We start from the raw sequence: 26996 nt of genomic DNA on the forward strand, positions 1-26996 counted from the left end.
GTGCGGGCGGCCCCGCGCGTGCGCCCATAATGAAGGGCATGGTCGTCGACGTATGGATGCCGCTGCTGGCGCCCCTGCTCGCGGTGCCGCTCGTCCGTCTCCTGGCGGATCGGCTGCCGCCGCGGTCGGCCTCCTGGCTGCTGGCCGCCACCGGCGTTCTCCTGTCCGGCTGCACCACGCTCGCCCTGCTCCTGCTGACCGGCGCGGGACTCCTCCGGGTGCCGTTCGTGGCGGCCGCCGAGCACGTGTCCCCCCTCCTGCTGCGGCGATTGTCACCGGTCCCCGTGCCGGTGGCGTGCGCGGCCGGTGCGGCCCTGGCCGTCACGGCCGCCCTCACGATCTGGACGCTCCAGCGGCGGCTGACCGCGCTGGCACCCGCCCGGACCGCCGTACGGTCGCGGCGCGGCGGCCTGGCCGTGCTGCCCGACGATCTGCCGGACGCGTACGCCGTTCCCGGCCGTCCCGGCACGGTCGTGGTCACGACCGGCATGCTGCGGGCCCTGGATGCCCGCGAGCGCGACGTCCTGCTCGCCCACGAGCGCGCGCACCTCTCCGGCCGCCACCACTGGTTCACCCTGGCGATGGATCTGGCGGCCGCCCTGCATCCGGCGCTGACCGCCCTCCGCGGCCCCCTGCGCTACCACCTCGAGCGCTGGGCCGACGAGTCGGCGGCGGACGCCGTCGGGGACCGGCGCCTCGTGGCCCGCGCCATCGCGCGGGCCGCGCTGGCGCGGAGCCGGGCGGGCGCGCCCGGTCCCGTACCCGGCCCGGTCCTCTCCGCCACCACCGGCCCCGTCCCCCGCCGCGTCGCGGCGCTCCTGGCCGCTCCGGCGCCGAGACGGTCTCGGTTGCTGCCCGGCATCGCGGCCGCCCTGGCGGCCTGCGTGGCGATGTCCGGCGCCGGGGCGCTGGACGCCGCCACCGATCTGCACGGGAGCCTGGAGGCCATGGAGATCCACCACCATCCGGTGGCCGGGAGGACCTGACCTCACGATCCGCGTCGACGCTCACAGCGCCACGAAGGCGAGGCCGCGCCGCTGGAGAGCGGGGATCACGGTGCGCAGCGCCTGGATCGTCTCGGAACGGTCGCCGCCGCCGTCATGGCACAGGATGATGTCGCCGGCCTGAGCGCGGAGCATCCGGTCGGTGATCGCGATCCTCCCGGGGCGCGCCCAGTCCCGGGGGTCGACCTCCCAGTCGACGCAGATCATCCCGTGGGCGGCGGCCGTGTCCATGACCTCGGCGGACCAGAAGCCGCCGGGCGCGCGGAAGAACCGCGGGGCGACGCCCGTGGTGTCGGCGATGCGGTCGTGCGCGCCGCCGATCTCGTCCCGGATCCGCCCGGCGGAGAGCCGCGGCAGGTTCAGCGGGTGGGTGACGGTGTGATCGCAGACCTGGTGCCCCGCGGCCACGATCCGCTCGACCAGTTTCGGGAGCTGAGCGACCTGGTCCCCGATGAGGGAGAACGTCGCGGGCACCCGGAACTCGGCGAGCAGGTCGAGCATCATCGGCGTCCACCGGGGGTGCGGGCCGTCGTCGATGGTCAGCGCGACGGCGTTCGCGGGGGCCGCCGGCGTCAGGTCGTGCAGGTTGTGCACCGGGCGGCGCAGCGAGTGCAGCGGCCCGTGCGCGTATCCCGGGTCGCGGAGAGGATGACGGGCCGCCTTCAGCGCCTGCCGGGCCGGCCGCCTCGCCGGCGAGTCGGGTCGCTGCATTCGTGTCAGCTCGGGCGCTCCGCCCGCCAGGAGCCCGGCTCCCGCCGCGGCCACGGCCATCAGCACTTGACGTCTGTCCGGTCTACGCATGTCGCCCCCGATCGCCACTCCTGTCAACTACCTACCCAACTCGGCGTTTTCTTCCCAGTTTCGCCGCGACGAGCATCATCAGCCTGACTCTTGACAAAGTGGGTTTCAAGCCTCGTGTAAATGTTGACCAGGTGTCGCCCCTGCCGCCACTTCAACTCTTCCCGAAAAACAGTAAAAACTGCAAACCTGTTGAAGTTGGACCGAAATACCAGAAAGAGGAGATCACATGACTCGGAAGATCACACGGTTGGCGGCGGCGGCCGGGACCGTCGCCATGCTGGCGCTCGGGGCGGCCGTAACGCCCAGTGGCGCTGCGAACGCCCGGACGACCACCGCCGCCCCGGCATCGGCGGCACGGATCGTCGTCAAACCTCCGCCGTGTACCCGATGCTGCCTCAAGATGAACCCCAAGACCCATCGGTGCGCCAAATACGGCTACCGCCGGGGCAAAGGAAAATGCAACACTAAATGCAAGTAGAGGTCGACCCGGGCATCGGGTAAATGCCGAGAATTCGGTAACGGCTTGAGGTGAGTGTCGAAGGTCGTCGTCGCGCCCACCGCCCGGTGGGCGCGACGACCCGGCCGCCGGGTCAGCGGACTCCGAGCCAGACCAGGCTGCCCAGCCCGGCGACCACGCAGTACACGGCGAACGGCGTCAGCGTCCGCGTCTCGAAGTACCGGGTGAGGAACCGCACGGACACGTAGGCGCCGACGCCCGACAGCACACTGCCGACCAGCACCTGACCGTGGATGCCGTCCCCGAGCGGACCGGTCAGGTCGGGGATCTTCAGCACGCCCGCGGCCAGGATCACCGGGGTGGCCAGCAGGAACGAGAACCGGGCGGCGTCCTCGTGCGACAGCCCGCGCAGCAGGCCCGCGACCATCGTCACGCCCGAACGGCTGATGCCGGGCAGCAGGGCGAGAATCTGCGCCGCGCCGATGCCCGTCCCCCGGCCGAAACCGAGCCGGGCCAGGCGCCGATCCGACTCCAGCGCCAGGTCGGTGGCCGTGCTCCCGACGGAGGCCGCCACCGCCCGGTCGGCGGCCTGCGACTCGCGGCGGCGCAGCCGCTCCCCCGCGTACAGGACGCCGCCGTTGAGGGCGAGGAAGATCGCCGCGGGGACCGGCTTGCCGAGCACGGTCCGGAACGTGTGCTCGACCAGCAGCCCGACGACCCCGACCGGGATGGTGCCGAAGATGATCAACCAGGCCAGGCGCTGGTCGGGGGTCTCGACGCGGCGGTCGCGCACCGAGGTCAGGAAGCCGCCGATGATGCGGATCCAGTCCCGCCAGAAGAAGGCCAGCAGGGCGATCGCCGTCGCCACGTGCAGGCCGACGATGAACGCCAGATACGGCGACTCCGGGGTCGAGACGTTCAGGTCGCGCGCCCACTGGCCGCCGACCAGAGCCGGGATCAGGACGCTGTGGCCGAGGCTGGAGACGGGGAACAGCTCCGCCACGCCCTGGAACAACCCGACCACGATGGCCTCGGTGTACGTCAAATGGGACACCCGCACCCCCAGCGAAGAACTACTATCCGGATAGTTATTACTATCCGGATAGTAGTGCAGGGCGCTCCCCTACCAGGCGTGAAGCCCGAAACCATAGGGATAGAGCGGGTTCCCGTACGTGGTGGGCGGTGACTGACCGGCGTCGATCTTCGCGCGGATGTCGGCGCGCTCGGCGGCGGTCGCGCCCAGGTCGTACGGCAGACTCCAGTCCTCGACGGCGTCGGCCGGCGTGTCCGTGCCGCCGGGCTTCAGGATCTGGTCGACGCCGCGCGGGAGCTGCCACGGCAGTGACCCGTGGGGCGTGTAGTCGCCGAACAGCAGCGACGCCGTCGCCGGGCCGACCTCCTCGCCGCCGCGGTAGGTCATCACGATGGCGTCGGCGATGCCGTTCCAGTCGGAGACCACCGTCGGCCGGGGCAGGTCCATCACCACGACCACCGGGACGCCCTGGTTGTGGAAGTTCTGGATGATGGCCAGCTGGTCCGCGGGCAGGTACGGCTGCTCCTTCACCCACGCGGTGGCGTGCGTGTAACTCGGCTCCCCGACCGCCACGACGGCCAGCTTGGGCGACGGTCCGCTGTCGGAGTAGACGTTGACGCCGTCCTTGGCCGCCCGGACCTTGATCGCGTCCAGGATGTCCAGCGAGCCGTAGTTCTGGTGGAAGTAGCTCGTCCAGATGCAGCACGAGGCGCCGTCGGTCGCACGCGGCCCGGCCACGACGATGTTGTCGCCCGCCTTGAGCTTGAGCGGGAGGACGCCGTTGTTCTTCAGCAGGGTGATGGACTCGCGCGCGGCCTGGTTCGCCAGCGCGACGTACGACGGCTGGTGGAAGCGGTACGGGCCGTTGACCGGGTCACCGTACGGGCGGTCGAAGATCCCGAGCTCGAACTTGAGCCGCAGGATCCGGGTGACCGCGTCGTTGATCCGGGACATCGGCACGCTCGACAGGAAGCTCGCGATGGAGAACCCGGAGGCGCCCGGGTCCGCCCCGCCCATCACGTCGGAACCGGCGTTCGCCGCGCTGATCCACGCGCCCGACGGCAGCCAGTCGGTGGTGATGAGGCCGGTGTAGCCCAGGTTGTTCCGCAGGTAGTCGAGGATGGGCTTGCTGTTGCCCGCGCCGGGCCCGCCCGGGTCGAGGTAGGAGCTGCCGGCGTAGCCGGGCATGATGTTCACCGCTCCGGCGTCGAGCGCGGCCCGCCACGGGATCATGTGGTACTTGATCGTCATCGCGTCGTAGACGATGCCCGCCTCGCCGCCGGCCCCCTCGCCGGGCCAGTGCTTGACGGTGGCGAGGACGGACTCCGGGTTCAGCTCCGGCCCGCCCTGCAGACCGGTGACCAGCGCGCGTACCTGGGCGGCCGCGACGTCGGCGTTCTCGCCGCCGCCCTCCTGGATGCGGGGGTAGAGCACCTTCGTGCCGACCTCGGCGAGCGGCCCGAGCACGCCGCGCGTGCCGACCTCGAGTTCCTCGCGGCGCTGCATGTCGCCGAGCTTGTAGTCCAGCGGGTAGTCCTTGCCGGCGGCCAGCGCGCTCTGCAGCGGATAGGTGGTCTCGTAGCCGGAGATGGTGTCGCCCGCGGAGACCGGCGGGATGCCGAGGCGGGTGCCGGCGGCGGCCCGCAGCACCGCGTCGAGGTCCTTCGGCTGCGCCGGTCCGAAGTGCCACCCCGACTGCGCGTACGTCTGGGCGTTGTAGAACATCTGGTACGCCTTCTCCTCAGGCGTCATCCTGCCGAGCAGGTCGGCGACCCGCGTCTCGACCGGCTGCCGCCAGTCCTCGTACGGCTGGATCGTCCCGTCCTTGTTGAGGTCCCGGGCGCCGTTCACGATGTTCACGCCGTCACCGGCCGCCTTGATGGCGGGCAGGTAGACGCTGAACGTGCGGATGTTCGACGTCGTCCGGGCGCCGGAGCCGCTCACCGCGACCACGAACCACTTGTACGTCCAGCGGTCGCCGAGGTCCCAGGTCGGCGTGTAACCGGTCGTGCCCGTGGGCTCGGCGACCTTGGTGTAGAGGTCGAGCAGCCGGCCGGACGCGGTGAAGTCGTAGTCGGTGCGGCTGACGTTGATCCACACCTCGTAGTGCGCGGTGCCCGGCACGGCCGCCCAGGACAGCACCGGGCGGCGGGTGTCGGTGACCATGGCGTGGTCGGCCGGTGACGTCAGCGCGAACTGGTCGGTCGTCGCCGGGGCCTTGGTCGGCGGCGAGAGCAGCGGCGGCGTGCTCACCGACGTGTCGACCGAGCCGAAGATCTGGAACTCCCACAGCGAGTAGCCGTATCCCGTTGCGCGCGCCGTGCCGTAGAAGCGCACATAGCGGCCCTTGCCGGAGATGCCGAGGTTCTCGGTGCCGCCCTTGCCCGTCGTCGTGGTGTAGATCGGGGTCCAGTTCGTCTCGTTGTCGGACACCTCGATCCGGTAGCCGGTGGCGTAGGCGTTCTCCCAGACGAGCGTGGCGCCGGTGATCGTGGCGGGTCCGCCCAGGTCGACCTCCAGCCACTCGTTGTCCGTGAACTGGCTGGACCAGCGGGTGTTCGTCCGTCCGTCCACCGCCGCGCCGGGGGCGTTGTCGCCCTCCGTCGACGAGGCGCGCACCTGCTTGAAAGCGGAGATCGGCGTGGCGTCCGACGACGATCCGCTCGTGCCGTACACCTGGAACTCCCAGAGCGAGTAGCCGTAGCCGGTGGCCCTCGCCGTCCCGTACATCCGGACGTATCGTCCGGCGCCGGAGACGTTCAGGGTCTGCGTGCCGCCGGTGCCGCTGGTCGTGCCGTACACCGTGCTCCAGGTGGCGGCGTCGTCGGAGACCTGGATCTGGAAGGCCGTCGCGTAGGCGGTCTCCCAGGTGAGGACGACCTGGCTGAGGGTGGCGGGCCCACCCAGGTCGACCTGCAACCACTGCGGGTCGCTGAAGGCGCTGGACCACCGGGTCCCGGCGTCGCCGTCCACGGCGGCCGAGGCGGGGGTGCCGGCGTTCTCCACCGAGGAGGCGGTGGCCGGCTTTCCCTGTGAGAGCAGTGCGGGGGCCGCGGTCGCCGGAGTCGGCGGGACGGCCCCCACGAGGGCCAGGAGCAGGGTCAGGATCGTGATCACTACCAGGGGCACAGCGGGATGTTCCGCTGCCCGGACGCGGGGCTTCATCGGGGCGGGGCTCCTCTTCGCGCACGACGGGGCGGCGGTGGGACCGCCGTCCGCACGACTGAAGGACTCCCGGCGGCGTGGTGGCGCCGGGAGGTGAAGAAGGAGCGCGCTCTCCCGAGAGAGTGATCGCGGTCAGAGGCAGTGTCAATAAGTCTCGGCGAACTTTTTTCGGAGCTTATATTAAGGCTGCGCCGATTTCGTCACATCCGGCGCGCGCGGCTCAGGTAGGTCTGCGCCACCACGACGACGGCGAGGAAAGCGCCGCTCACGACCTGCTGGTAGGAGGAGGACAGGTCACCGATCTGGTTGATCAGGTTCTGGATCACGCCGAGCAGGAGAACGCCGGCGATCGTGCCGCTGACGGAGCCCGCGCCGCCGGTCAGCAGCGTGCCGCCGATGACGACCGCGGCGATGACGTCCAGTTCCATCCCGGTGCCGAGGATGGTCACGCCCGATGACAGGCGGGCGGCGTTCAGCGCCCCGGAGAGCCCGGCCAGCGTGCCGGACAGCGCGTACACGATGATCTTCGTGCGGGCGACCGGCACGCCCATCAGCGCCGCGGCGTCCTCCGCTCCCCCGATGGCGTACACCGCCTGGCCGAACCCGGTGCGCTGCAGCAGCACGGCGCCGACGACGAACAGGGCGAGCGTGAGGTAGACCGCGTAGCCCAGCCCGAGCAGGCGTCCCTGGCCGAACCGGGCGAGCACCGACCCGTGCGGGATCAGGTACGTCGTCGCGCCCTCGTGCGAGATCGACAGCAGCAGGCCACGCGCGCCGAGCAGGCCGGCGAGGGTGACGATGAACGGCGCGAGCCGGACCCGTGCGATCAGCAGGCCCTGCACGAGGCCGATCGTGCCGCACACGACCAGGGGCAGCAGGAGCGCGGCCGGAGTGCCCCACCGCACCGCGTACGCGGCCAGCACCCCGCCGAGGGCGAAGACCGAGCCGACCGACAGGTCGATGCCGCCGGTGATGATGACGAAGGTCATGCCCAGCGCGACCATCGCGGGGAACGTCGAGGTGATGGCGATGTCGCCGAGATTCTCCCCGGTCGGGAAACGGGCGAAGGCGAGCGAGCCGACGGCGAGCAGGAGGACGAGCACCGCCGTGGCGCCGTGCCGCTGGATCAGGCCGAAGGCGCGGTCGCGCCGGCTCGGCCGGTAGGCATCGTGGATGACGGGCGCGTCGGCGGCCGCTTGCTCGGTGGTCATCGTCCGGTCCCTCCCCTGGCGGCGTAGACGGCCGCGAGGATGATCACTGCCTGCACCATCTGGGCGACCGAGTCGGGCAGGTCGTGCTTGATCAGCGTGGCGCGGACGAGCTGGATCAGCAGCGCGCCGGCGACGGTGCCCAGGACGCGGACCCGGCCGCCGGTGAGCGGCGTGCCGCCGACCACCACGGCGGTGATGGCCGACAGCTCCATCAGCAGGCCGAGCGACGACGGGTCGCTGGCCTGCAGCCGGGCGGTGGCGAGCACGCCCGCGACCGCGGCGAGCAGGCCCGACAGCACGTACACCAGCAGCAGGACCCGCCGGACCGGCAGGCCGGACAGGACGCTCGCCGTGCGGTTGCCGCCGATCGCGACGAGCTGCCGGCCGAACGTCGTGCGCCGGACGACGCCCGTCACCAGGAGGGTCAGCGCGCCCGCGACCACCACGGGAAGCGGAACGCCGGCGACGCTCGACGAGCCGAGGTCCAGCAGCGTGGCGTTGTGGAGGTCCTTGAGCTGACCGCCGGCCAGCACGAGGGCGAGCCCCCGGCCGCCGACGAACAGCGCGAGGGTGGCGACGATCGGCTGGACCCGTACGAACGCCACGAGCGAGCCGTTGACCAGCCCGACGGCGACACCGCCGAGCAGCGCCACGAGGATCGCCTGCCCGACCCCGTACCCGAGGTAGAGCGGCAGCAGCGCGGTCGCCAGGGCCATCACCGAGCCCACGGACAGGTCCACGCCCTCCGTGCCGATCACCAGGGCCATGCCGAGGGAGACGATGACGACCGGGGCGACCTGGACCAGCTGGGTGCGGAGGTTCTCCATGCTGAGGAAGTGCGGCGTGATGGCGATGTTGACGGCGACGAGGACGGCGATCGCCGCGTACACCCCGTAGTTCTGCAGCCAGGTCAGCACCCGCGCGCCGGCCGGGGCAGCGCGACGGCGGCCTCGCTCATGAGACCCCCTGCGCGATCGTGGTCATCACGCCCTCCTCGGTGAGTTCGTCGCCGGTCAGTTCGCCGACCACGGCACCGTCCTTCAGGACGACGACGCGGTCGGAGCCCTCGACCAGCTCCTCCAGGTCGGAGGAGATCAGAAGGACGCCGAGACCCGTCTCGGCGAGTTCGTCGACCAGCGCCTGGACCTCCGCCTTCGCGCCGACGTCGATGCCGCGCGTGGGCTCGTCCAGCAGCAGCACCTTCGGCTCGGTGGCCAGCCAGCGGGCCAGCAGCACCTTCTGCTGGTTGCCGCCGGACAGCTCGGCCACCGGCTGGTGCGGCCCGGTCGCCTTGATCCGCAGCCGGTTCATGAACGTCTCGACGATCCGGTCGATGCGCGCGTCGGAGACGACCCCGGAGCGGGCCAGCCGAGGGAGGGCCGCCAGCGCGATGTTGTCGCGGACCGACAGGGTCGGCACGATGCCCTCCGCCTTGCGGTCCTCCGGCAGCAGCGCGATGCCCGCGCGCACGGCGGCGCCGGCCGACCCCCGGCGCACGGACAGCCCGGCCACGGTGACGCGTCCCGTGTCGAGCGGCAGCGCTCCGGCGATGGCCTTGGCCGTCTCCGTACGGCCCGCGCCGAGCAGGCCGCCGAGCCCGACCACCTCACCGGGCCGGACGGTGAGCGAGACGTCGTCGAGGAGGTAGCGGCTGGACAGCCCGTGGGCCTCCAGGACCGGCTCTCCGGAGGCCTCGTGGGCCCCCGAGAACCGGGTGACGCCTTCCGCGCGGACCTTCTCGACGTCCCGGCCGAGCATCAGCGATACGAGACGGAGCCGGTCGAGGTCCGCGAGCGCCCCCTGGTGGACGACTCGGCCGTCGCGCAGCACGGTGACACCGTCGCAGATCCGGTAGAGCTCGTCCAGGCGGTGGCTGACGTACAGGACGGCGATGCCCTGCTCGCGCAGCCGTCCGATGACGTCGAACAACGTGTCGACCTCGCGGGGTTCGAGCGAGGACGTCGGCTCGTCCATGATGACCACGCGGGCGTCGACCGAGACCGCCCGCGCCAGCGCGACCATCTGCTGCGCGCCCACGCCGAGGGATCGCAGCGGCAGCCGGACGTCCACCCGCACGCCGTACGACGCCAGCGTCCGGGCGGCCGTCTCGTGCATGCGGCGCGAGTCGATCAGGCCGAACGCGCGGCGCGGCTCGCGGCCGAGCAGCAGGTTGCGGGCGATGCTGAGGTCCGGCACGAGGCCGATCTCCTGATGCACCGCCTGGACGCCGGCGCGTTGCGCGTCCAGCGGCCCGGCGAACCCGGCGGGCCGTCCGGCCAGGAGCACCTCGCCCTCGTCGGGCCGGTGGACGCCGGTGATCACCTTGATGAGGGTGGACTTGCCCGCGCCGTTCTCGCCGACGAGCGCGTGGACCTCGCCGGGGCGCAGGGCGAGGGACACGCGGTCGAGGGCGAGCACGCCGGTGAAGCGCTTGACGACGTCGCGGGCCTCCAGCACGGGCGCGTCATCGTACGGCGGGCGCCGATCGTCGGGAACGGGCATGTTCACGGGCACCCCCGGTGGTGTCATCGGTCAGTACGCGGTCGCCAGGGACTGTTTGGCGTTGGAGGAGTCGTACTCCCGATCGGAAATGATCACCTTGTCGGGGATCGGCTCGCCGCTCTCGAACTTGCTGAGCGTCTGGAACGCCAGCGGGCCGAAGCGGGGGTTGGACTCGACGACCGCGAAGATCCAGCCGCTGACGATCTGGGCCACGGCGTTCCGGGTGCCGTCGACCGAGACGATCTTGATGTCGCCGGCCTTCTTGCCCGCGCCCTTCAGGGCGGTCACCGCTCCCAGCGCCATCTCGTCGTTCTCCGCGTAGATGGCGTTGACGTCGGGGTGACTCTGGATCATCTGCTCGGTGACCTGCTGGCCCTTCTCGCGCGCGAAGTCGCCGGTCTGCTGGAAGGTGATCTGGATGCCGGGCGCCTGCTTGGCGATCTCGTCCTTGAAGCCGTTGGTGCGGTCGGTGGTCACGTTGTTGCCGGACGAGCCGAGGAGGATCGCGACCTTCCCCTTGCCGTTCAAGGCCTTGATCATCTGATCGGCGGCCCGCTTGCCCTGCTGGTAGAAGTCGGACCCGATGAACGTCACGTAGTCCTTGCAGGCGGTGGCGTTGATCTTCCGGTCCACCGTGATGATCGGGATGTGCTTGGCGGACGCCTGCTGCAGCACCGGCTCCCAGCCGTCGGAGTTCAGGGGCGCGATGACGAGGGCCTTGGCGCCCTGGGCGATCAGCTGCTGCACGTCGCTGATCTGCTTGCTGAACTGCGACTGGCCGTTGGTCGTGCGCAGCCCGGCGATCCCCTGCTGCTTCGCCTCCGCCTTGATCGACTGCGTCTCCGCGATGCGGAAGGGGTTGGCCTCCTTCTCGGACTGGGAGAAGCCCACGACCGAGGTCTTGGGGTCGAACTTCGTTCCGCCGAACTTGCCGATCGTGCAGGACGGCGCGTTGCCGGACGGCGTCTGCACCACCTGCTGGGGCTGCTGGCCGGACTGCGCGCCGGCCGACTGGTCTTTCTCCGACTTGGCGCAGCCGGCCGCCGTGACCAGGGCGAGGGCCACGGTGAGCACCCACGCGGGTGAGGACGTCCTTCGGGAGGTCGCAGGCACGGTCATGGCCGGTCCCTTCGTACGGGTCAGGAGGTGCCCGTATTGAGTCATCGCTGATCTGGTTCTGTCAATAGCGATCAGAAAGACAGCGTTGCATCGATCTGAATATTGCAAATCCGATCAGGCTCGCTCATGCTGAGGCGTGATCCGCGGTAAGCGTGCTGCTGCCGCGTGTCGCCTCCGCCGGTTCCCTCCGACAGATGTTCGACAGATGGGAGACCGTCCGTGTCCCTCTTCCGCCCGGTGCGCCGCGCCCGCCCCCGCGGCCCAGCGGCCGCCGCCCTCCTCGCTCTGCTCGCCGCCTTTCTGTCCCCCACGGCGCACGCCGCGGCGAGCCCCGCGGCCGCGCCGCGCGCCGCCGCCGACCCGCCCCTGACCACCCCGTGGACGAGCCAGGTCTCGGCCCGCAACGCCCTCCCGGAGTACCCCCGGCCCCAGCTCACGCGGGACCGGTGGCAGAACCTCAACGGCTCGTGGCAGTTCGCCGAGGCCACCGCCGGCCAGGCCCCGCCGCTCGGCCGGAACCTCGCCGAACGCGTCCTCGTCCCGTACCCGATCGAGTCGGCGCTGTCGGGCATCAAGCGGCACGTCGACCACATGTGGTACCGCCGGACCTTCGCCGTGCCGCGCTCCTGGCACGGCGACCGCCTGCTCCTGCACTTCCAGGCCGTCGACTACCACACCACGGTCTACGTCAACGGCGTGCGGGTCGCCACCCACACCGGCGGATACGACGCCTTCACCGCGGACGTCACCGACGCGGTCCGCGGCACCGGACCGCAGGAGCTCCTGGTCGGGGTCGACGACCCGACCGACATCGGGACCCAGGCGCTCGGCAAACAGCGCGCCCCCGGAGACGGCATCTTCTACACGCCCTCGTCGGGCATCTGGCAGACCGTCTGGATGGAGCCGGTCACCGCCGCCCACGTCGAGCGGGTCGACGCGACCCCGGACCTGGCCGCCAAGGACCTGCGGCTCACCGTCCAGGCGGCCGGCGCGCAGGCCGGGACCACCGTGGAGGCGACGGCGTACGCCGGGCGCCGGAAGGTCGGCCGGGTCACCGGAGCGGCCGGCGCGGAGCTTCGCCTGCACATCGCCAAGCCGCACCTGTGGACGCCCGACGACCCGTACCTGTACACGCTGAAGGTACGGCTGCGAGACGGCCACGGGCGCGCCGACGAGGTCGGTTCCTACTTCGGGATGCGCTCGATCTCCCTCGGCAAGGGCCCGGACGGCAAGGTCCGCATGCTGCTCAACGGCAAGTTCACCATGCAGGTCGGCACGCTGGACCAGGGCTTCTGGCCGGACGGCATCTACACCGCCCCGACCGACGCGGCCCTGCGGTTCGACCTGCAGGCGCACAAGCGCCTCGGCTTCAACATGGTCCGCAAGCACGTGAAGGTCGAACCCGACCGCTGGTACTACTGGGCGGACAAACTCGGCCTGCTCGTCTGGCAGGACATGCCCGCGACGTACGCCGGGCACTCGCCGTCCGCCGCGACCAAGACGCAGTTCGAGACGGAGCTGCACGCACTGGTCGAACAGCACCGCAGCCACCCGTCCATCGTCGTCTGGGTGCCCTTCAACGAGGGCTGGGGCGAGTACGAGCCCGGCCGCATCAGCGCCGCGATCAAGTCGTGGGACCCCAGCCGCCTCGTCAACGCCGACAGCGGCGTCAACTGCTGCGACTCCCTTCCCGACAACGGCGAGGGCGACATCCGCGACGACCACACCTACGTCGGCCCCGGCACACCGATCCAGCAGGGGGCGCGCGCCTCGGTGGACGGTGAGTACGGCGGCCTGGGCCTCAAGGTCGACGGCCACATGTACGACCCCGCCCACGGCTTCGCGTACGAGATGGAGCCCGACGCGGCCACGCTGACCCGGCGCTACACCGAGCTGCAAAACCGCCTGCTCCAGGTCGAGAAGGGCTGCGGCCTCTCCGCCTCCGTCTACACCCAGATCACCGACGTGGAGAACGAGCTCAACGGCATCTACACCTACGACCGCAAGGTCCTCAAGCCCGACGCCGGCGAGGTCCGCAAGGTCAACCTGGCCCTCATCAACGCCTCCGGCTCGGTGGGGCAGGGCGGCGGCGCGACCTTCCCGCCGGGCACCCCTGGCCTCGACGGCGTCGCCTTCTACCCCCTCGACGAGGGGACCGGCGCCACGGCCAAGGACGCCGCCGGCTCGCACGACGCCACGCTCGTGAACGGGCCGACGTGGACCGCCGGGCACTCCGGGTCGGCGCTGCAGTTCAACGGCTCGAACCAGTTCGCCGACACCGGCGCGGCCATCCTGGACACGACCGGGAACTACAGCGTGTCCGCCTGGGTGAAGCTCGACCGGCGCGGCTCGTTCGCCACGGCGGTCAGCCAGGACGGCGACACCAACAGCGCCTTCTACCTGCAGTACTCCGGGGCCGACGACCGGTTCGCGTTCAGCTTCGCCGGCGTCCGGGCGCTCGCCCCGGCCGCGCCGCAGACCGGCCAGTGGTACCACCTCACCGGCGTCCGCGACGCCGCGACCGGAACCCTGACCCTCTACGTCAACGGCGAGAAGGCCGGGACCGCGTCGGCGTGCCTCGGCGACCGCTCCACCGGTCACACCGTGATCGGCCGGGGCAAGTACGGCGGCAACCAGGTCGACTTCTGGCCCGGCGCCCTCGACCAGGTGCACGTCTTCGACCGGGCCCTGTCCGCCGAGGACGTCGCGGCCCTCTACCGATCCGGCAAGTGACCCAGCGCGGGAGGGACCACCGGGTCCCTCCCGCCTCCTCTGGAAAGGAGAGAGCCGATGGAACGACGGACGTTCCTCACCCGTGGCCTCGCCGTCACCGGGGGCGTCGCGGCCGCCGGCGTCGCGAGCCCTGCCCGCGCCGATCGCCTCCCGGGCGGCGTACGGGTCCTGCGGACGGTCGAGGCCGCCTCGGCGGGCGGCCACTACACGCCGAACCGCGCGCCGCTACGGCCGGCGCCGTTCCTCAAGCTTCCGCCAGGGAGCGTACGGCCGAGGGGATGGCTGCGACGGCAGCTCGACCTGCAGGTCGAAGGCCTCAACGGCCACATGCCCGAGGTATCGGACTATCTCAACTACGACACCAACGGGTGGGTCGATCCCTCGAAGGGAGGCTGGGAGGAGCTCCCGTACTGGCTGCGCGGGTTCACCGACCTCGGCATCGTCACCGGTGACGAGCGCGTACGGGGTCTGACCCGCCGGTGGGTGGACGGCATCCTGGCCGCCCAGCAGTCCGACGGCTGGTTCGGCCCGGCCGTCCACCGCGGCTCGCTCGAAGGCGGCCCCGACTTCTGGCCGCACATGCCGGTCCTGGACGCGCTCCGCTCGTACGCCGAGGCGACCGGCGATGAGCGGATCACGCCGTTCCTCATGCGGTACTTCGGCTTCCAGAACCGGCAGTCCGCCGAGGTGTTCCGGCGCGGCTGGGGCGCGTACCGCTGGGGCGACACCATCGACAGCGTCTACTGGGCCTACAACCGGACCGGGGAGTCCTGGCTCCTCGACCTGGTGCGCAAGATCCATGCCGGCTCCGCCGACTACGTCACCGGTCTGCCGACCTGGCACAACGTCAACCTCGCCCAGGGGTTCCGCGAGCCCGTCCAGTACGGCGTCCTGGCGGGTGATCCGGCGTTGCGCGCGGCGACGTACCGGAACCATGACGTGATCATGGGCACGTACGGCCAGTTCCCCGGCGGCGGGTTCGCCGGCGACGAGAACTGCCGCCCGTACTTCACCGATCCCCGGCAGGGCTTCGAGACCTGCGGGTTCGTCGAGCTGATGCACAGCTTCGAGGTCCTGACGCGGATCACCGGCGACCCGGTCTGGGCCGACCGCTGCGAGAACATCGCCGTGAACTCGCTGCCCGCCGCCTTCGACCCCACGCAGCGCGGCACGCACTACGTCACCAGCGCCAACTGCGTCCAGCTCGACAACAGCCCGAAGACGCACGGTCAGTTCGACAACGACTTCGCCATGCAGGCGTACATGCCGGGCGTGCACAACTACCGCTGCTGCCCGCACAACTACGGCATGGGCTGGCCGTACTTCGCCGAGGAACTCTGGCTCGCGACGTACGACTCCGGGCTCTGCGCCTCGATGTACGCCGCGTCCGAGGTGACGGCGAAGGTCGGAGCCGACGGCACCGCCGTCACCATGACCGAGGAGACCGGATACCCGTTCGAGGAGACCGTGACGCTGCGGATCTCCACGCCGCGCCCCGTCGACTTCCCGCTCTACCTGCGTGTCCCGCAGTGGTGCGAGGCGCCCGCGCTGCGCGTGAACGGTTCACCCATGCCCGTACGGGCGGCACCGCCCTGCTACGTCGTCGTCACCCGCACCTGGCGGAACGGAGACCGGGTCGAGCTCCGCCTCCCCATGCGCACGACCACGCGTACCTGGGGTCACCGGGCGATCTCCGTGGAGCACGGCCCGCTCACCTTCTCCCTGGCGATCGAGGAGAACTGGCGGCGGTTCGCCGGAACCACGACCTGGCCGGAGTACGAGGTCACCGCCGGCTCGCCGTGGAACTACGGCCTCGACGGACGGTCCTTCACCGTACGGCGGCGGCCGGCGCGCGGAAACCCGTTCACCCGGCGAGGAGCACCCCTGGAGATCAGGGCCCGGGCCCGGCGGATCCCCAACTGGCGGACCGACGACGAGAACGTCATCCGGCCGCTGCAGGACGGCCCGATCAGGTCGGACGAGTCCGCGGAGACCATCACCCTCATCCCGATGGGCGCCGCACGGCTTCGCCTCACCGCGTTCCCGGTCATCGGCCACGGCACGGACGCCCGGGAATGGAAGATCCTGCCGGTCGCCACGGCCTCCCACCTGTGGCAGGGGGACACGACCGAGGCGCTCTGCGACGGGATCGAGCCGGCGAACTCCGCCGACGAGTCGATCCCGCGGTTCACCTGGTGGGACCATCGCGGAGGCGTCGAGTGGGTGCAGTACGACTATCCGGAGCCGATCACGGCCGCGGCGACCGCCGTGTACTGGTTCGACGACACCGGACACGGGCAGTGCCGCGTCCCGGCGTTGTGGCGCCTCCTGTACCGCGACGGTGACACCTGGCGGCCCGTCGACAACCCGTCCGCGTACGGCACCGCACGCGACACCTACAACCACACGACGTTCACTCCGGTACGGGCCGCCGCTTTCCGGTTGGAAGCGAATCTCGCCGACGGGGTGTCCGGCGGCATCCTCGAGTGGACGGTCGAACATGAGTGACGAGCCCCCGTTTCTCCTCGCGGAGTTAGCGTGACGTCATGCCGATAGAGATCGTGTTCGAGACGCATTCCTGGAGCCGGGACAACGATCGAGGGATCGCCACCGGATGGCTGCCCGGACGCCTGTCCGAGCGGGGTCGGCACCTGGCCGTGGAACTGGGCGAGCGACGGCGTGAGGACGGCCTCGCCGCCGTTTTCACCTCCGACCTCGCCCGGGCGGTCGAGACCGCCTCCCTGGCCTTCGCCGGCGCCGACGTTCCGGTCCTGCATGACTGGCGGCTCCGGGAGTGCGACTACGGCGACGGCAACGGGATGCCTGCGATTCAGCTGCACCAGAACCGGTCCGAGCACATCGACGAGCCCTATCCGGGAGGAGAAAGCTGGCGGCATGCGGTTCACCGCGTGGGCCGCTTCCTTGACGACCTGCCCCTACGATGGGCCGATACGCGGGTCCTGGTGATCGGACACGTCGCGACGCGGTGGGCGTTCGATCACCTCCTCGACGGGGTTCCCTTGGAAGACCTGGTGGACGCCGACTTCGGTTGGCGCGAAGGGTGGGAATACCGACTCTCCTGATGAGCAGCCGAACCCGCCGATGGTGGACACTCTGTCCCGTGTGCTCGAGCCGGTGCGTCGAACCGGCTCACAGCGCCGGGCAGGAGAAGCAGTGGGGATCGACTGGATACGGATGCGGCCGGTGAGCGGTCTCTCCCCCGAACGCTGGGCTGCGCTGGTCGAAGCCCAGGTGGCCGCGTTCACGGCCCTCGGCAACTGGCACGAGGGGGAGTTCGACCACCTGCTCGGCGGACGGCACCCAGGTGCGGGATCGAACGAGATCGCCCGGCATGTGGAGCTCGACGGTGGCCCGGACTGCTACCGCCGGGTGGGCTCGTTCGTCTACAGTCCCGTCCTCCCGGCGGAGTGGCGGCTGGCGGCCTTTCGCAGCTTCCTGCCCGGTGAACTCGCCGACCACCTGCGGCGGTGGCGCACGCATCTGGACGAGGTGCGCGGCGGAGCCCATCGCGGTCACCTGCGGGCCTGGTACCGCTACGACGTCACCTCGCGGTACGCGCAGGCCTGGTCGCTCCTGCGCGAGCTGGCGGAGGATGCCCGGGAACGGACGAACAGGTGGGCGCTCGACCCTGAGCTGCGAACCGTCCGGGAGGAGATCCTCGCGATCCCGGCCCCGATCGTCCCACCGGCCCCGCGCTGGGATTCGGAGCACTCGCTCGTTCCGCCCGCCCACGGTGATGACGAGCCTGTCCCGGTGGCGCTGGCGAAGGCGTGGAACTACCGGGTTCCCCGGAAACACCGCGTATGGCTCCCCGGCCCCTGGACCTTCGAGAAGTACGTGCAGGAAGCCGTGGAGGATCCGGACCTGCACGACATCCTCGACTGGATGAGCCAGGGCGTCGATGAAGGCTGTGGCCTGCTCCTCGATTACTAACATTCCGGGGTCTGCTGGAGTCAAGAAACGATAAGGGCCCCCTCCGGCGGCAGACCCTTATCATCGCGTGCCGATCAGACCAGGGCGTCCTGCGGGGCGAAGGCGGCGAGACGTTCGTCGGTGCCGTCACCGATATCGGCGTAGTGGCGGAAACGCGGCCGCTCCGTCGCACCGACCAGAGCGCCCTGGAACACGCACTGCATGGTGGCCGCGACCATGGCCGGCTCCGGCAGGAGATCGCCGCCGAAGCTGCGCTCCTGGTCGAGCCGGGTGCGGATGCCCTTGCGGCCGCCCACAAACCGGCCGTACCGCCAGCCGCTCATCTCGTCCCACACCAGAGCGGGCGCGACGTCGGCGTGCAGGACGCTTGACGGCCGGGCCGCGAGCAAGATGGTGGCGTCGCGCGGGTCCATGGGGTCGACCCAGGACTCGGCGACGGCGATCCCGGCGGCGGTGAGCGCCGCACAGGTGGCGCCGAGGTAGTGGGCGGGAAGCTCCACCCAGTCATGCGTCCCCGGCACGGGAAGTCTGTTCATCGTCTGCTCCGTTGATGCGCTTTTGCGGATATCTGTGACCTTGAAGCTAAAAAGACAGAAAGCAACTTAAGGCACGATTCGAACCATTCGCTGCTGAACGCTTTCGACGCTCATAGATTACATGAGCAGTCGCTGTTAATCGGAAACCTGAGCACGAATGACGATTTCGCAGCGAATTGGAGCCGTCACCGGATGGTGAGAGTAATAGGTCGTACCACCGACCAGCACCCGGCCCCGGGGACACCCTCGCAGAGGAGCCCCACCCGCGCCCCAGCGTGGTGCGAGCGCCGCGACCTTGTCAAGGGTATGGTAGGACTCGTTGGTATGTTTTGAAACTCCGAGCCTGCGGGAGGCCTTTGCCGTGGTTGAGCGATCGCAGGGCCCCCGGTACCGGCGCATCGCCGCCGATCTACGCGCCAAGATCGACCAGAAGGTCTACGCCGCGGACGACCAGCTGCCCTCCGAGCCGGAGCTGATGGAGAAGTACGGGGTCTCGCGCAACACCGTGCGACTCGCTCTCAACCTTCTGGCGAACGAAGGGCGCATCGTCTCCCAGCCGGGACGCGGCACCTTCGTGCGCACCCGGACCGTGCTGAACTTCACACTGGGGGTCGAGGGGCCCGGCAGCGAGCACGATCCGGAGTACCGCTCGGAGATCGAGGCACAGCAGCGCACCCCTGGATGGGGCCCGGTCACGATGCGGGTGCTGCCCGCGACCACCGGTATCGCCGACCGGCTGCGCATCCCCATCGAAGACCTGGTGGTACTTCGCCAGATCACTCGCCAGGTGGATGGGGAGCCCGCACTCATCCAGCGCTCCTACTATCCGCTTGACATCGCGTTGAACACCGCTCTGACGAAACAGCAGGAGATCGAGCAGGGGACCATCGCGTACCTCGCCGAACTCGGCCACCAGCAGATCGGCTATCGGGACCAGCTCCTGGCACGCATGCCAGGACCGCAGGAAACAGAGGAACTCCGCCTCGGCCAGGGAGTTCCCGTCATGGAGTTGTTCCGGACGGCGAACTCCGCCGAGCGTTCGATCCGGCTGACACACACCATCTTCCCGGCGGACCTGTTTCATCTTGTCTACAACGTCGGAGACATCTCGCCCCAGGATCGATAGGCGCGGATCGCGCACGGGGATGACACCGCTTCCATCGCGCGATATGAAAGCTGTGGAGCGACTCCCCACGTTGCGCCCCGCCCATTCCGCTACAGGAGGGTCATGTGCATCGTCGCGACCGCATCCGACAGGTGACCGAGGAGCTGAAAGGGCGCATTCGTAGCGGAGAGCTCGAGCCCGGCACCGAACTCGCCACCGAGTTCGGCCTGGCCGCCCAGCACGACCTCGACGTTCAGTCGATTCGCCTGGTCCTCGCTGATCTGGCCAATCTCGGGCTCATCGAGCACTCGCCAGGCCGGCCCATCCGGGTTAGCGAGTTTCCCGCGTTCACGCTGTACGCCTCGCGGGAAAAGCCCGGTCGCGGCCCGGAGAACAGCGATTCTTACCACACGGACGTCGCGCTGCAGGGGCGCCTGGCGGGCCACCAGGTCTACGTCACCAAGGACACCGCCAAAGCGGAGGTGGCACGGCGGCTACGGATCCCCGAGGGATCGGCCGTCGTGTTCCGCCAGATGTGGCGGCAGATCGACGGGGAACATTGGTCCGTCGAGACGTCGTATTACCCGCTCGACCTCGTCAAGGACACCGACCTGATGAAGCCAGAGGACATCAAACGGGGCACCATCGAGGTGCTGGCCGAGAAAGGGCACCGGCAGGTCGGCTATACCGATCGTGTCACGGCGCGTGAGCCCACGCTGGAGGAGGCGGAGTACTTCGGGCTGGATCCCCTCACCCGCCCCGCGATTCCGGTGATCGAACACTGGCGGACCGCGTATTCGGTCCAGCGGCCGATCCGGGTCACCCACACGATTTTGCCGGCCGACCGGAACCACCTGCTCTATGAGACCGGCGACGTGTCGGCATACCATGCGGAAGAGTTCTTCCCCGGCTCCGACCACGACTGAAGCCCGGTGTTCATCGTCCGGCCCGCAACGCCCGACCAACAGTCCACCGTTCTGGCCCTGCTGGAAGACGCCTCCAGATGGCTACGGGCGAAAGGCACGGACCAGTGGGAAAAGCCCTGGCCCAGCGAGGAGGAACGCGCCGAGCGGGTACGGTTGTGCATCATCGCGCAGCGGACGTGGCTGGTGTGGGGCCCGGCCGGCGCGATCGCCACGGTCTCGATGGACGAGGAGCCGGACGGTCGCCTGTGGACTCCGCGAGAACGGCATGAACGCGCGTTCTACATCCGCCGTCTCGCGGTCCGGCGTGACCATGCCGGACAACGGCTCGGCGCCGAACTGCTGAACTGGGCCGGCACCCGTGCGGCGCTCCTCGGCGCCCGATGGGTCCGGGTCGATGTCTGGACCACCAACCGGGCACTGCATGCCTATTACCTGCGGCAGGGCTTCGTGCACGTGCGGACGAAGGACCTCGCCGACTATCCGTCCGGCGCGCTGTTCCAGCGGCTGGCGTCGCCGCAGCCGACGCCCCGGCTCCGCGAAGGCCGTCTGTCCGGTTGACGGCGATCGGCGGAAAAGTCACAGAACGGTAGTAGGTCCCTTACCTCCCGTTTGTACATGTTGAAACGTTGGTATGAGTCAGACGTAAGCTCGGCGACGGGACGCCGGGCCGGTCGCCGGGAGGAGCATCTGGATGATCGTCGTCGTGGCTGCGGCCGCCATACTCATACTCGGAATCGCGGTGGGCGCGATTCTCATGGTCGTAATCGCCGTCCGCCGAGAGGACCAGCGCAATGCTGGAAGACTGCCGGAACGCGCGCCCGAAAGTCTCACCCGCATGGCACGCCGAATGAACGGCCTGTACGTCAGTCGCCCGGATTCGCGGTACCGCGTCAGCCTCCGCGTCGACGCCGTACTGATGGGAGACGAAGAAGAAGCTCAGGCGGAAAGCATCGTTTCCTGAGCGAGATCGTTCTCAACACGGGGTGAGCGGCGCTGAGGCGGGACACCCCATGAGCGAGGGCACCCGGGCTACGACGGCCCGACCGACGGATTCTTCGAGGACCCCGGGATGGTGCCCTGGTGACAGCCGGACCGCCCGGGTGACACACTCGGCGGCCATGACCGCCGTGTCGCCCGGACGTGGTTCTGGTCACGGTCAGCGATCCGGTCGCTCGGCGCCGGCGGAGGCCATGGCGGCGATGATGCGGTCCTCGGTGACCTCGCGGCCGGTCAGCTCGGCGGCGACGGTGCCGTCGCGCAGGACCACGACGCGGTCGCAGCCGGAGACCAGTTCCTCGAGGTCGGAGGAGATCAGCAGGATGGCCAGGCCGGCCACGGCCAGTTCGTCCAGCAGGTCGCGGAGCTGGGCCTTGGCGCCGACGTCGATGCCTCGCGTGGGCTCGTCCAGCAGCAGGACCTTCGGCTGCATCGCCAGCCAGCGGGCCAGCAGGACCTTCTGCTGGTTGCCGCTGGAGAGCTCGGCGACCTTCTGCAGCGGTGACGTCGCCTTGATGTGCAGGCGGCGCATGAAGGTCTCCACGACCCGGTCGATCCGCGCGCCGGACACGATGCCGAAGCGGGACAGGCGTGGCAGCGCGGCCAGCGCGATGTTGTCGCGGACGGACAGCGACGGGATGATCCCCTCGGTGGCGCGGTTCTCCGGCAGGAGGCCCACGCCCGCGCGGATCGCGCCGGCGATCGAGCGCCGGGGCAACGGGGCGCCGGCCACCGTGACCTGGCCGGAGTCGAGGGTCAGTGCCCCCGCGATGGCCTTGGCGGTCTCCGAGCGACCCGCGCCCAGCAGACCGCCCAGCCCCAGCACCTCGCCCTCCCGCAACTCCAGCGAGACGTCGGCCAGCGCGTGCCGGCGCGTCAGCCCGGTGGCACGCAGATAGGGCGGGTCGGCGGGGGCGTCGGCGGCCGCTTCGGGTACGGCGGACGGCAATCGCTGGAGCCGCCGCCCAAGCATGATGGACACCAGCGTGCGGCGGTCCAGCGCCGCGAACGGCCCGCTGTGCACGACGCGGCCGGTGCGCAGCACGGTCAGGCGGTCGCCGAGCCGGTAGAGCTCGTCGAGCCGGTGGCTGACGTACAGCACCGCGCGACCCTGCTCGCGCTGCTCGGCCACGACGCGGAATAGCGTCTCGATCTGCGGGGGCTCCATCTCCGCGGTCGGCTCGTCGAGGATGATCACCTCGGTGCCCGGCCGTGACCACGCGGGCCAGCGCGACCAGGGTCCGGGCGCCCGGGTCCAGCGTCGCCAGCGGGCGCCGCACGTCCACGCGCAGGCCGTAGCCGGCCAGGATGCCGGTGGCCCGTTCGTGCATCCGCGCGGTGTCGATCAGACCGAGCCGGCCCCTCGGCTCCGCGCCGGCGAACAGGTTGCGGGCGATGCTCATCGAGGGGATGAGCGCGTCGTCCTGGTGGACCGCCATGATGCCCGCGCGGCGGGCGTCCAGCGGGCCGGCCGCGCAGCGGCTCGCCGTCCCGGCGCAGCCGCCCGGCCTCCGGGCGGTGGACGCCCGTCAGGACCTTGACGAGCGTGGACTTGCCCGCGCCGTTCTCACCGGTCAGGGCGTGGACCTCGCCGCGCGCGAGCGTGAGTGAGACGTGGTCGAGGGCGACCGTGTCCGGGAACGTCTTGAGGATCCCGGCCGCCTCCAGGGCTCTGTCCGTCACGACGCACCTCCGGTACCGCGCCGGTTGTCCGCTCGTGATACCACGCCGCGGCCCTCACCTGCCAGATCAGAGACGGGCGATGTGGATTCGTACGCCCCGTGCGCTCAGCTCGTGCAGTTCGTCCGGCGGTGCGTCCTCGCCGGTGACGAGGTGGTCGATGCGCTCGGGGGGCACGGTCTGCACCATGGTGTTCACGCCGACCTTGGTGTGGTCGGCGAGCACCACGACCTCCTCGGCCGCCTCCGCGAGCGCCCGGTCCGTGCCCGCCACCTGCATGTTCGGCGTGGACAGGCCTCGCTCGGCGGTGAGCCCGTTGCCGGAGATGAACACCCGCCGCATGCGCAGCCCGGCCAGTGACCGCTCCGCCGCGCTGCCGATCAGCGCCTGCACCGGACCGCGCAGCGTGCCGCCGGTCACCACGACCTCGATGCGCGGCGAGGCCGCCAGCGCCTGCGCGACCAGGAGCGAGTTGGTGACCACCGTCAGGTCGGTGTGACCGGTGAGGCGCTGCGCCAGCGCGTACGTCGTGGTGCCGGGACCGATGGCGATCGCGTCGCCGTCGTCGACGAGTGCGGTCGCCAGGTCGGCGATCGCGGCCTTCTCCTCGCTCCCGACCTGGGCCTTCTGCAGGTACGTCGACTCCTGGGAGAGCTCGCCGGGCAGCGAGGCTCCCCCGTGGTGGCGGTCCAGCAGCCCGTCGGCCTCGAGCGCGCGGACGTCGCGGCGGACCGTGACCTCCGACGACTGGACGGCCTCCGCCAACTGGCGCAGCGAGAGGGTGCCGTTCGCGCGGAGGAGTTCGAGGATGCGCTTGCGGCGTTCGGCGGCGAAGACCGGCTTGCGTCCGTCCGACGGCCCTGGGACGTCGCTCACGGTCCCCCCTGATGGAAAAGCATCGGATGACCCGATCGTAGCCATCAGGGCCACCGAACGGCGCATCCGGTGGGGATCAGTGCGTCTGGGCCGGTTCCGTGGTCACGGGCGGCGAGGTGGGGATGGCCGCGCGCCGGCCGGGCAGGAAGGCGGCGACCGCGAGGGCGATGACGGCTCCGGCCGCGGAGATCACCATGACCACCCGGAAGGCGTTCTGCGAGGGAACGGACGCCGGGCCGAGCGTGACGGTCATGTGGGCCAGCACCACGCCCGCGACCGCGCTGCACACCGAGGTGCCGATCGAGCGCATCAAGGTGTTCAGGCTGTTGGCGGCGGCGGTCTCCGCCACCGGCACGGCCCCCATGATCAGTGCGGGCATGGCGCCGTAGGCCAGGCCGATACCGGCGCCGATCACGCAGGAGACCAGCACCAGCTGCCAGATCGCCGACATCAGGGCGATGCCCATCCCGTACCCGGCGGCGACCACGACCGCGCCGGCCATCAGGGTCACCTTCGGGCCCCGGGCCGCGGAGATGCGGGCGGAGAACGGGGCCGCGGCCATCATGACGAGGCCGGTCGGCGCCATCACCAGGCCTGCCGTCAGCATGCTCCGGCCCAGGCCGTACCCGGTCGCCTTGGGCAGTTGCAGCAGCTGCGGCAGTACGAGGGACATCGCGAACATGGCGACGCCGAACACGACAGAGGCGATGTTCGTGAGCAGGACCTGACGGCGGACGGTCGTGCGCAGGTCCACGAGGGGTTCCCGCGTGCGCAGCTCCCACCAGCCCCACGCCGCCAGCACGATGACCGCGGCGGCGAACAGCCCGAGAGTCAGGCCGCTGGCCCAGCCCCAGTCGGCGCCCTTGGAGATGGCCAGCAGCAGGCAGACCAGGCCGGCGGACATCCCGGCCGCGCCGAGCAGGTCGAAGCGTCCCGGGGTGCGTACGGGCGACTCCGGCACGATCAGCAGCACCAGCACGGTGGCCAGCGCGCCCATCCCGGCCGAGGTCCAGAACAGCATGTGCCAGTCGGCGCGTTCGGCCAGGAACGCGGCGGCGGGCAGGCCCAGCGCGCCGCCCACCCCGAGTGAGGCGCTCATGAGCGCGGTCGCCGCGCCGAGCCGCTCGGCGGGCAGTTCGTCGCGCATGATGCTGATGCCCAGCGGGATCACGCCGGACGCCAGTCCTTGCAGGGCGCGGCCGACGACCATGGGCGGCAGGGAGTCGGACAGTCCGGCCACGGCGGAGCCGACGATCAGCAGCACGAGGCTGGCGAGCAGCATGCGCCGCTTGCCGTACATGTCGCCCAGCCGCCCGATCACCGGGGTCGCCACCGCCGCGGCCAGCAGGGTGGCGGTGACCGCCCAGGTCGTGTCCGAGGCCGAGGAGCCGAGCAGGTGGGGCAGCTGGGGCAGCAGCGGGATCACGAGGGTCTGCATCAGCGAGACCACGATCCCGCCGAGCGCCAAAACGGCGACGATCGGACCGGCGTTCGCTCTTGGCGGGCCGGACGCTCCGGCGGCGGTCGAAACGTGGGACATGAGGGGAACCTCCATCGGAACGGTCGGCGCACATGCGCCTTGGCAAAATTTAAATCAATCGATTGACTTAGTCCAGCCGAGCGGGTTCACTGACAACGACGGCGACACCGAGTCGACAGGAGGACGCCCCGTGAGTCAGGTCGACGAGCAGAGGCTGGACTACCCGCTGCCCCGCCCGGCGGCGCTGGAGCCCCCGGCCGAGTGGGCGACGCTGCGGCGGCGGTGCCCGGTCGCGCGCGTGGCCATGCCGAGCGGAGACGAGATGTCGCTCGTCACCCGCTACGCCGACGTCAAGCAGGTGCTGTCCGACCCGCGGTTCGGCCGCCGGCTGAACGCCCCCGACGCGGCGCGGATCTCCGACACCGGGTCCGGCGGGGTGTTCAACAACGAGATGGCCAACGTGCTCCCCCAGAGCGGTGAGGAGCACCTGCGCTGGCGGCGGCTCGTGGGCAAGTGGTTCACCGCCCGGCGGATGGGGGCGCTGCGCCCGCGGATCGAGGCCATGGCCGGCGGGCTCATCGACGCGATGGTGAAGAACGGCCCGCCCGCGGACCTGAAGTCGGGCCTGGCGTTCCCGCTGCCGGTGTGGGTGATCTGCGACCTGCTCGGCGTCCCCGACTCCGACCGGGACCGGTTCGCCCGCTGGTCGGACTGCATGCTCAACCTGACCCGCTACACCGATGAGCAGGTCGAGACCGCCCAGGCCGAGTTCAACGCGTACATGGCGGGCCACATCGCCGACCGCCGGGGCGAGCCGGGCGATGACCTGCTCAGCGAGCTGATCGTCGCCACCGACGCCGAGGGCCGGGGCCTGTCCGAGGCGGAGCTGGTCGCCACCGGTCAGGGCCTGCTGGTCGCCGGGCACGAGACCACCGCGAACATGATTGCCAAGATGGTGGCCATGCTGCTGGCCGACCGGCGGCGCTGGGAGGGGCTGCTGGCCGACCGGTCGCTGATCCGGACCGCCGTCGAGGAGGTACTCCGGTTCGACACCAACCTCGGGCTCGGCATGGTCCGCTACATCGACCAGGACGTCGAGGTCGGTGACACGCCGGTTCCCCGCGGCACCACCGTGCTGTGCGACATGTCCGCGGCCAACCGGGACGAGACCGCCTTCGACCGGGCTGACGAGATGGACCTGACCCGCAGCCCGAACCCGCATCTGACCTTCGGCGCCGGGGCGCACTCCTGCCTCGGGCAGTCGCTGGCCCGCACCGAGCTGCAGACCGTCCTCGGCGTGCTGCTCGACCGCCTTCCGTCCCTGGAGCTCGCCGTCCCGGCGGAGAATCTAGAGCGCGTTGAGGGACTGGTCGTCGGCGGGCTGCGCAGCCTGCCGGTTCGATGGTGAGGAGATGACC

22 protein-coding genes are annotated in these 26996 nt (G+C 70.6%); 10 read left to right on the forward strand and 12 right to left on the reverse strand.

Features of this window, described 5'->3' with window-relative positions:
* The first annotated feature begins 38 nt into the window (after positions 1–38).
* Complete coding sequence (locus ACYVF7_RS38880) at positions 39–986, forward strand: M56 family metallopeptidase (protein WP_460350602.1); 948 nt, start codon at positions 39–41, stop codon at positions 984–986.
* A 21-nt stretch (positions 987–1007) separates the two neighbouring features.
* Here ACYVF7_RS38880 and ACYVF7_RS38885 read toward each other — a convergent pair whose 3' ends face one another.
* The 7 genes from ACYVF7_RS38885 to ACYVF7_RS38915 all read right to left on the reverse strand — a co-directional run bounded on the left by ACYVF7_RS38885 (position 1008) and on the right by ACYVF7_RS38915 (position 11292).
* A complete protein-coding gene (locus tag ACYVF7_RS38885) occupies positions 1008–1775 on the reverse strand; it encodes a polysaccharide deacetylase family protein (RefSeq protein ID WP_460358356.1) in 768 nt (255 codons plus the stop codon).
* A gap of 620 nt (positions 1776–2395) precedes the next feature.
* Positions 2396–3316, reverse strand: coding sequence for an undecaprenyl-diphosphate phosphatase (locus ACYVF7_RS38890; RefSeq protein WP_460350605.1), 921 nt, complete (start codon positions 3314–3316; stop codon positions 2396–2398).
* A 69-nt stretch (positions 3317–3385) separates the two neighbouring features.
* Positions 3386–6424, reverse strand: a complete 3039-nt coding sequence (locus ACYVF7_RS38895) for a discoidin domain-containing protein (RefSeq protein WP_460350608.1) — start codon at positions 6422–6424, stop codon at positions 3386–3388.
* Positions 6425–6660: 236 nt separating this feature from the next.
* Positions 6661–7671, reverse strand: a complete 1011-nt coding sequence (locus ACYVF7_RS38900; RefSeq protein ID WP_460350610.1) for an ABC transporter permease — start codon at positions 7669–7671, stop codon at positions 6661–6663.
* Positions 7668–8588, reverse strand: a complete 921-nt coding sequence (locus ACYVF7_RS38905) for an ABC transporter permease (RefSeq protein ID WP_460350612.1) — start codon at positions 8586–8588, stop codon at positions 7668–7670. The genes ACYVF7_RS38900 and ACYVF7_RS38905 overlap by 4 nt, the downstream gene beginning before the upstream one ends.
* Before the next feature lie 37 nt (positions 8589–8625).
* The gene (locus ACYVF7_RS38910; protein ID WP_460350614.1) at positions 8626–10173 is read right to left on the reverse strand and encodes a sugar ABC transporter ATP-binding protein; all 1548 of its coding nucleotides are present in this window, start codon (positions 10171–10173) and stop codon (positions 8626–8628) included.
* Between the two features lie 30 nt (positions 10174–10203).
* On the reverse strand, positions 10204–11292 hold the full coding sequence (locus ACYVF7_RS38915; RefSeq protein WP_460350617.1) for an ABC transporter substrate-binding protein: 1089 nt from the start codon (positions 11290–11292) through the stop codon (positions 10204–10206).
* Positions 11293–11511: 219 nt separating this feature from the next.
* On the opposite strand from ACYVF7_RS38915, the gene ACYVF7_RS38920 reads away from it, so the two are divergent.
* From ACYVF7_RS38920 to ACYVF7_RS38935, 4 genes are all read left to right on the forward strand, one after another.
* Positions 11512–14025, forward strand: coding sequence for a LamG-like jellyroll fold domain-containing protein (locus ACYVF7_RS38920; RefSeq protein ID WP_460350619.1), 2514 nt, complete (start codon positions 11512–11514; stop codon positions 14023–14025).
* Positions 14026–14082: 57 nt separating this feature from the next.
* A complete protein-coding gene (locus ACYVF7_RS38925) occupies positions 14083–16533 on the forward strand; it encodes a beta-L-arabinofuranosidase domain-containing protein (protein WP_460350621.1) in 2451 nt (816 codons plus the stop codon).
* A 38-nt stretch (positions 16534–16571) separates the two neighbouring features.
* The gene (locus tag ACYVF7_RS38930; RefSeq protein WP_460350623.1) at positions 16572–17108 is read left to right on the forward strand and encodes a histidine phosphatase family protein; all 537 of its coding nucleotides are present in this window, start codon (positions 16572–16574) and stop codon (positions 17106–17108) included.
* A gap of 91 nt (positions 17109–17199) precedes the next feature.
* Entirely contained in the window at positions 17200–17979 is a 780-nt protein-coding gene (locus ACYVF7_RS38935) for a hypothetical protein (protein ID WP_460350625.1), read from the forward strand.
* A gap of 74 nt (positions 17980–18053) precedes the next feature.
* On the opposite strand, the gene ACYVF7_RS38940 is transcribed toward ACYVF7_RS38935, so the two are convergent.
* A complete protein-coding gene (locus tag ACYVF7_RS38940) occupies positions 18054–18515 on the reverse strand; it encodes a DUF6292 family protein (protein WP_460350627.1) in 462 nt (153 codons plus the stop codon).
* A gap of 361 nt (positions 18516–18876) precedes the next feature.
* Between ACYVF7_RS38940 and ACYVF7_RS38945 the strand changes: the two genes are divergently transcribed.
* From ACYVF7_RS38945 to ACYVF7_RS38960, 4 genes are all read left to right on the forward strand, one after another.
* Positions 18877–19641 (forward strand): GntR family transcriptional regulator, encoded by a 765-nt coding sequence (locus ACYVF7_RS38945; protein ID WP_460350629.1) that lies wholly within the window; start codon positions 18877–18879, stop codon positions 19639–19641.
* Positions 19642–19772: 131 nt separating this feature from the next.
* Positions 19773–20546, forward strand: coding sequence for a GntR family transcriptional regulator (locus tag ACYVF7_RS38950; protein ID WP_460350632.1), 774 nt, complete (start codon positions 19773–19775; stop codon positions 20544–20546).
* Positions 20547–20552: 6 nt separating this feature from the next.
* Positions 20553–21104: a GNAT family N-acetyltransferase gene (locus ACYVF7_RS38955; RefSeq protein WP_460350635.1), complete on the forward strand. Its 552-nt coding sequence runs from the start codon at positions 20553–20555 to the stop codon at positions 21102–21104.
* A 133-nt stretch (positions 21105–21237) separates the two neighbouring features.
* On the forward strand, positions 21238–21507 hold the full coding sequence (locus ACYVF7_RS38960; RefSeq protein ID WP_460350638.1) for a hypothetical protein: 270 nt from the start codon (positions 21238–21240) through the stop codon (positions 21505–21507).
* Positions 21508–21702: 195 nt separating this feature from the next.
* Here the strand turns inward: ACYVF7_RS38960 and ACYVF7_RS38965 are convergent, their stop codons facing one another.
* From ACYVF7_RS38965 to ACYVF7_RS38980, 4 genes are all read right to left on the reverse strand, one after another.
* The gene (locus ACYVF7_RS38965) at positions 21703–22740 is read right to left on the reverse strand and encodes an ATP-binding cassette domain-containing protein (RefSeq protein ID WP_460350641.1); all 1038 of its coding nucleotides are present in this window, start codon (positions 22738–22740) and stop codon (positions 21703–21705) included.
* Positions 22737–23225, reverse strand: a complete 489-nt coding sequence (locus tag ACYVF7_RS38970; RefSeq protein ID WP_460350644.1) for an ATP-binding cassette domain-containing protein — start codon at positions 23223–23225, stop codon at positions 22737–22739. The genes ACYVF7_RS38965 and ACYVF7_RS38970 overlap by 4 nt, the downstream gene beginning before the upstream one ends.
* Positions 23226–23291: 66 nt before the next feature.
* Positions 23292–24098, reverse strand: coding sequence for a DeoR/GlpR family DNA-binding transcription regulator (locus ACYVF7_RS38975; RefSeq protein WP_460350647.1), 807 nt, complete (start codon positions 24096–24098; stop codon positions 23292–23294).
* Between the two features lie 76 nt (positions 24099–24174).
* A complete protein-coding gene (locus ACYVF7_RS38980) occupies positions 24175–25638 on the reverse strand; it encodes an MFS transporter (RefSeq protein ID WP_460350649.1) in 1464 nt (487 codons plus the stop codon).
* Between the two features lie 130 nt (positions 25639–25768).
* Here ACYVF7_RS38980 and ACYVF7_RS38985 point away from each other — a divergent pair, with 130 nt between their 5' ends.
* The gene (locus ACYVF7_RS38985; RefSeq protein WP_460350653.1) at positions 25769–26986 is read left to right on the forward strand and encodes a cytochrome P450; all 1218 of its coding nucleotides are present in this window, start codon (positions 25769–25771) and stop codon (positions 26984–26986) included.
* Positions 26987–26996: the final 10 nt, after the last annotated feature.

This window comes from Actinoallomurus acanthiterrae (assembly GCF_054775715.1).

Excerpts from the sequence above, each read along its gene's own strand:
- ACYVF7_RS38885 (WP_460358356.1), bottom strand. The coding sequence starts at position 1,775 with ATGGCCGTGGCCGCGGCGGGAGCCGGGCTCCTGGCGGGCGGAGCGCCC.
- ACYVF7_RS38880 (WP_460350602.1), top strand. The coding sequence starts at position 39 with ATGGTCGTCGACGTATGGATGCCGCTGCTGGCGCCCCTGCTCGCGGTG.
- ACYVF7_RS38930 (WP_460350623.1), top strand. The coding sequence starts at position 16,572 with ATGCCGATAGAGATCGTGTTCGAGACGCATTCCTGGAGCCGGGACAAC.
- ACYVF7_RS38980 (WP_460350649.1), bottom strand. The coding sequence starts at position 25,638 with ATGTCCCACGTTTCGACCGCCGCCGGAGCGTCCGGCCCGCCAAGAGCG.
- ACYVF7_RS38900 (WP_460350610.1), bottom strand. The coding sequence starts at position 7,671 with ATGACCACCGAGCAAGCGGCCGCCGACGCGCCCGTCATCCACGATGCC.
- ACYVF7_RS38940 (WP_460350627.1), bottom strand. The coding sequence starts at position 18,515 with ATGAACAGACTTCCCGTGCCGGGGACGCATGACTGGGTGGAGCTTCCC.
- ACYVF7_RS38915 (WP_460350617.1), bottom strand. The coding sequence starts at position 11,292 with ATGACCGTGCCTGCGACCTCCCGAAGGACGTCCTCACCCGCGTGGGTG.
- ACYVF7_RS38960 (WP_460350638.1), top strand. The coding sequence starts at position 21,238 with ATGATCGTCGTCGTGGCTGCGGCCGCCATACTCATACTCGGAATCGCG.
- ACYVF7_RS38925 (WP_460350621.1), top strand. The coding sequence starts at position 14,083 with ATGGAACGACGGACGTTCCTCACCCGTGGCCTCGCCGTCACCGGGGGC.
- ACYVF7_RS38910 (WP_460350614.1), bottom strand. The coding sequence starts at position 10,173 with ATGCCCGTTCCCGACGATCGGCGCCCGCCGTACGATGACGCGCCCGTG.